This window comes from Phormidium sp. CCY1219 (assembly GCF_035615515.1).
GTDB lineage: Bacteria > Cyanobacteriota > Cyanobacteriia > Cyanobacteriales > Laspinemataceae > CCY1219.
In genome coordinates this window covers 1-5847 of the sequence record NZ_JAJENT010000717.1, presented here as the reverse complement: position 1 = coordinate 5847, position 5847 = coordinate 1, and the positions used below count along the sequence as shown (strand labels likewise).

Annotated in this window: 4 protein-coding genes; all 4 read right to left on the bottom strand. The window is 52.6% G+C overall.

Annotation, left to right across the window (positions count from 1 at the left end; translation table 11 throughout):
* Window positions 1-48: 48 nt before the first annotated feature.
* The 4 genes from LKK83_RS21385 to infC all read right to left on the bottom strand — a co-directional run bounded on the left by LKK83_RS21385 (window position 49) and on the right by infC (window position 5410).
* Entirely contained in the window at window positions 49-402 is a 354-nt protein-coding gene (locus LKK83_RS21385; protein ID WP_324633361.1) for a hypothetical protein, read from the bottom strand.
* Window positions 403-541: 139 nt separating this feature from the next.
* Complete coding sequence (locus tag LKK83_RS21380) at window positions 542-1024, bottom strand: Crp/Fnr family transcriptional regulator (protein ID WP_324633360.1); 483 nt, start codon at window positions 1022-1024, stop codon at window positions 542-544.
* A gap of 23 nt (window positions 1025-1047) precedes the next feature.
* The gene (locus LKK83_RS21375) at window positions 1048-4089 is read right to left on the bottom strand and encodes a HEAT repeat domain-containing protein (protein WP_324633359.1); all 3042 of its coding nucleotides are present in this window, start codon (window positions 4087-4089) and stop codon (window positions 1048-1050) included.
* Window positions 4090-4873: 784 nt separating this feature from the next.
* The gene (gene infC / locus LKK83_RS21370) at window positions 4874-5410 is read right to left on the bottom strand and encodes a translation initiation factor IF-3 (RefSeq protein WP_324633362.1); all 537 of its coding nucleotides are present in this window, start codon (window positions 5408-5410) and stop codon (window positions 4874-4876) included.
* Window positions 5411-5847: the final 437 nt, after the last annotated feature.

Here is a 5847-nt window from a genome sequence, read left to right as displayed (position 1 = left end):
GAAACCCAGATCTCAAAGGTCTGGGCGCAGAAGCCCGCGCCGTACCGCCTAAGCGGTCGGCGTCGGGAGTACGTCACGGTCAGAGACGATCGCGGTATTCACCTCGCAATTGTCCGGTGGGGGAGGAGTGACCACAACCGGTTCGACATTTTCAGTGGGTGAGGGAGAAGCGTCAGGGGAGGGGCTAGGGACTTGCATAGGTTGCGATCGCGGTGTTGGGGACTTAGGGGGAGGGGATGTAGGGGTTGGGGACGGTTCGGCGGTAGGGACCTCTGGTGGGGGGAGATTCTCCGTCACTGGGGAAGTAGAAGGTGGGGAGCGAAACGCCACATAAGCGCCAGCGATCGCCGCCGCCACGGCGAGGATGCCCACCACAATGAGTGGAAATGGATTTCGATTCATAAATCGGCAAGCTTGACGAGTCGAGTCATATCGCTACCAATTTATCTCCTTTAAAGGCATATCGGCGATGACAAGAGGAGAGGGTCAGGGTAGCAGATCTTGCCGAGGGGTTTGCACAGCGATCGCCGATGGATTCGTGCTATCCCACCGCATTGCTATCAGCGTTGCGTAACTCATTTGATTGCTGCTGTGCCGCCGCTTGAGAATTAATGCGGTTGAGTTCGCGGATGCGGCGCGAGAGCAAGCGGATGATATTGATTGCAATGCCGGGGGTTTCATCGATCGCGTCATAGAGTTGTTGCTGAGTCAAAACCAGACACTCGCAGGGTTCGAGAGTCGAGACCGAAGCCGAACGGGGTTCGGCGTCGAACAGAGACATTTCACCAAAGCAAGCACCCTTGTCGAGTTGAGCGAGATCCCGATTGCCGATATGGACGCGGACTTGGCCCGAGACGACAATATAGAGCGATCGCCCTTCCTGACCTTCCGTAAAAATAGTATGCTTTGCGGGGAAAGAAAGTTCATCCATCACCGAAGCGAGGCGAACGAGAAAATCATCCCGCAGTTCCTTAAAAATCGGAACGCCCCTGACAAATAGTAAGCGGTCAACACTGGTCAGCATTGCGAAAATAAAAAGTTAAGTCGTTAGGTTGCTTCCAAACCTGCGATACCGGGATAATTGGGAAACCCCTGAGAGCCTCCGGTTGCGGTTGGGGTATGGGGGGAAGAATCGCTAATTCCCAACTGGGCCATCATCTCCTTAACTTGTGCGGCGACGAGGCGGTCCCGGTCATTTTTCATCCTCGGCAACAGTTCGAGGAGGGCGCGGGGAGAGGCTACTCTCAGGTAGGCTAGCACAGCTTCGCGCACAAAACCTTTCGGATGGCCCAAACAAGCCAAAGTTTGTTCCGCACTCAGACTCCAGCGTTCCGCGAGTGCTAAATGAAAGCAGCAAGCTAATGCCCAATCGGAGATAAAGTGGCGTAAGTCGAGCAGACGGCGGAGACGACGCTCTTGGGAGAGGGATTCGATCGCCACCAGTTCCGATAAGCTTTGCAATTTTTCCTCATCGGAGCGACGATCGAGAACGTTGAGCAGAATTTGCTTGCTCGGAATATCGAGAGTATTGTCCAAAATTTCTAATCCCCGGGCCATATTTGTCCGCACCCCCGACTTGAGATTAAAAGCAGCCGCTTGAATCGATCCGAGGGGATAAAGAAACTTCATCAGCAGAAATAAGCGGTCAACCGAATCGGCGATCGAATCGCGTAGGGCGCGGCGCAGGAGATTGGCTTCTCGTCCGAGAACCCGGTCTGCATTGAGTTCGATCAGTGCTTGATAAATTTGGCCCATCAGCATTAGTTCTTGGTCGATTAAAATTTCCACCCCGCTGCGGCCCATGCGGTCTAAGACCCCTTCTATCCCCACTTCTCCGGGCATTTTCAGCAGGATGCGGAGGATATTGCGGCGGGTGATGCCCCAGCCGGTCATCAGGCGATCGACCAAAGTATCGAGGGATTCGCGAGTTCCCATCTGACCGATCGCCATCCAAGCTTGCATCCGCACCAAATCTGGTTTATGGATATCTTCTGCCAGTTCCACCACGCGATCGAGGACCTCGTTATTCAAGCGCACTAAGGCGCGCATGGCTGCCTCGCGAGTGGATTTATAGTAGAGTCCGCGCAGGAGGGAGGGGTAATATTCTTCTAAATGGGTCGAAGCAATCACCTCCAGAAGAGCGCAGCGCACCCGCAACGACTCATCCTGAAGCAGATTGGGGATAAACAGTCGCAACCCTTGCAAATACTCGGCTTCGCCCAGGGCGCGACAGCCCATCACTCGTTCCCGTTCTTGCTTGTGGGTGAGCATGTGGCGCAGGGCGTTGGTGGCTTCTGCTTTTTGCTCGCGATTTCCGCGACGCATGATTAAAGCGGCAGCAGTGCCCCGCACCACCGGATCCACTTCGGCTCGCAGATAAGGGCGCAGTTGCTCGATATCGAGATCCGGTTCGGTCAGCCAGATATAGCGCAGGGCTAAGGCGAAGACTTCTGGGGTTATGGTTTGACTCAGGAGTGCGCGCACGTGGGAAATATATGCCACCGAGGGATGCTGAAGCATGACCTCCAAACTTTGGCGCTGCAAGGGGGGGGAGAGATGCGCCAACAGGGGTGCGAGGGCCTCGCCCACATGTTCGGGGTCGATTTGATTGAGCAGTTCGATGCAAGAGCGTTTATCCTCATCGCTGCCTTTGTTTTCTAGGGTTTCCATCACGGTGCGCTTCAAGGTTCGCAAATCCACATCGGAGACGCCCAGACGACCCCGTTCCGCGCTCGAGACCAGCAAACCCACATAGCGCGATCGCAGCAACCAAATCACGAACAACCAGGCTAAGGCCATCAACACGATCGACCCTAAGAATATGACTCCCTGGAGTTCGACTTGCGCGGTATCGCTGGCGTTGGGAAACAGCAAGTGGGTGAACCAGATGGTGGCTAAAATCCCGACCCCCGTTGCGCTGATCGCTAAGGGTTCGGCAACCCCATTTACCATCGATTGAATGTTGCTGCGAATGCTGTCGGGCAGGGGTTGAAATAACACCGGCCCGGTGCCTTCAATGACGGTATATTTCAGCAGTTCTTCGATAAATTTGAGGCTGACCAACCCCCAAAAGAACGGCACGCCGGGAGTTAAAGAAAATCCGCCAAGCATCACCAATCCGGTGGGTAACAGACTGGCGGCAAAAAACACCCCGAATTTTTCCACCATCCGACTGGAGATAAACCACTGCATCACCAGTTCAAAGATGCCCAATATGCCGTTGAATACTCCGAGGAAACTGGCAATCCCGATCGCGAGATCTTGTCCGGCGGGATTTTGTTGTTCCAGTTCGCTCAAAAATAAAAAGTCAACGATGATATAAACGGCTTCGGTAAAAATAAAAAATGTAAATAGGGGAATGACGTAGCCTTTCAACGGGCCGCCGAGTCTTCGATTGGTGAAATCATGTTCGCTGTCGATTTCGCTCGATCGCACTGTGTCGGGAAAGGCTTGATGATAGGTCTGGCTCAAGTACAACAGAATTGCGGCACCCAGGAGCATGAGCAAGCAAGAGACCAGCAGAACGTTTCTCAAGCCGACAAACTGTAGCAGGGGGGGCAGGGAAAATCCACTGAGTACATCTGCAAGTAAAATCCCACTGCTGACGATCGGGTAGGTGCGCTTAATTTCGCGAATGTTAAACAGTTGGTTGGCGGTGATGGAGGTGTTGAGGTCGTTGAGGACGTAGATCGCTTCGAGCCACAACCGCATCACGAAAATGGTGATGCTGGCAATGATGACGATTTCTAATCCGAGGCGAAACAACAGCAAGGGGAGTGCCATGAGGATGGCGATCGCCACGATCACTCGGCGCAGGGGCAGGAATTTTTGCATCCAAGAGTAGATGACTCCCAGAAATGAGCCGATTCCCGCACCCGCCACATAAATCCAGGGCAAGGAGTCTGCGCCGTATTCATCTAAGAACAAGCCTACGGTGCTCGCTTCGAGCCAAAGCAGTCCTACGGATGTGGCGGTGTAAAAGGCGAACATCAACCACGTTCGCTCTGCTTCTTCCGGACGAAGGTTTAACCACTGTAGCAATGCCTGAGCGAATCCACTTTTCGCAAACCGCCGATCTTTAAGTTCCATGCAGCGTTGATTTCCTGTGAATGTAGATTATCCCTGTTTTTGTGCCGATTAAATTGGGTTTCTGGTGCCCAGGACGCACTCAGTGGCGGTTCCGGCTTTGTAAATCGTTTTTCATCAGATTTCCCCTAAATAAATCTCTGTTTTGCGTGCCCTGTTTCCCTGGCTGCAACCTCCATTCCAGTGATTGAGTTTCTGTGGTGGAGTTTACCCTCTATCTTAGGCGATTTTCTGCCCACGCCGGACGAGGACATGCGTTCTTCCTCAATACCATAACCTCTTTTTCTTTGCAACCGCCACTGGTGCGGGCTATGGGAGGCGAGTTCCCAGAGGTGTTTTCAGTTGCTCTACCCGGGGAGAGGATGCTGTGGTTCTGACCCTTGCGGTGGGATAGCGCAACCACACCTGTAGCGATCGCCTCTCTCTGGATCTGGCTCTTTCATTAACACAATTTATCTTTTTTGTCAAGTCCCCCTGGGGGAATTTTTGCGAATCCGGTGGCGGGGCGATCGCGATGGGGAAATAGGAAAATAGGGAAAAAGCTAGCCGCGATCGCGACTAGCTTTTAAAAAGTCTTATTGACGAAGAATCATGCTCTGAAGCACAAACCCACCTGCCTCCTTGTGGAGAGTTCTTCTCCCCGGGCGCTGGCTGGGTTGCGCCTGCACCTGAGTTTTACCATCCCCCCGGCCTAAACTCCCCTCAAACCGGAGGCGATCGCGCCTCCGCCTTTCGAGATACCCGTTTAGGGGCGATAAACTCTTTCTCATCGCCTCGGCGGTGGATCCTACTTCTTGGGAGACAGCAACATCGTCATGCTGCGCCCTTCTTTCTTCGGATTTTGCTGAATTTCGGCAATTTCATCCAAATCGCCTGCCATTCGCCTCAGCAACTCTTCTGCTAAATCTGTATGTTGAATTTCGCGACCTCGGAACATAATTGTCGCTTTTACTTTATCCCCCGATTTCAGGAAGCGCTGCGCTTGTTTGAGACGCACGTTATAATCGTGGTCTTCAATTTTGTAGCGCATTTTCACTTCTTTGACCTCAGAGGTATGCTGCTTTTTCTTCGCCTCCCGGACTTTTTTCTCTTGCTCGAATTTATATTTTCCATAATCCATGATTCGGCAAACCGGGGGATCGGCCTTGTCGCTGACTAAGACTAAATCCAGGTCTTTTTCCTCAGCCATTCGCAGGGCCTCGCTAGGCGATATAATGCCCAGTTGGTTGCCGTCGGTGTCAATGGCTCGAATCTTGGGGAAACGAATTCTTTCGTTAATTTGAGGTAGGTCGCGAGAGCGTCTCTTTTCAATCACAGGCGTTATAGATATTGGTGGAAGCTGTTCGTTAATTGGGTAAATTTGCTTTTGCTACAGAAGATGCGCTGCAAGGATGCCCGATTTCACTCAAGGCTGCTGCCGATTTGGGGGCAATGCCACTGCTAAAATTGGTGCATCCATTCCCGGTGCCCAAATTTCGGCGAAAGCCCCAGAGGGGGAACCGATTTGGCACCGCAGCGATCGCAGTGTCTTGTCTCTTGGAATACTTCAAACGAGAAGCAATCGAGAACCTGGAATCCCCGTAACTTTAGTTCGGGGAGGAAGGGCGAACGGCGGTTTTAACCGCCTTTCAACCATTTTATTAATCTCGAATCATGGAGATAATCCTTTTCCTTGAAAAGTTGTGTGTCCCTACGACCACCAAAAACGTTGTGTCCTGCAATCGCGCAGTGCTTCCACCCAAGGAAGCCAACAAATAGTCC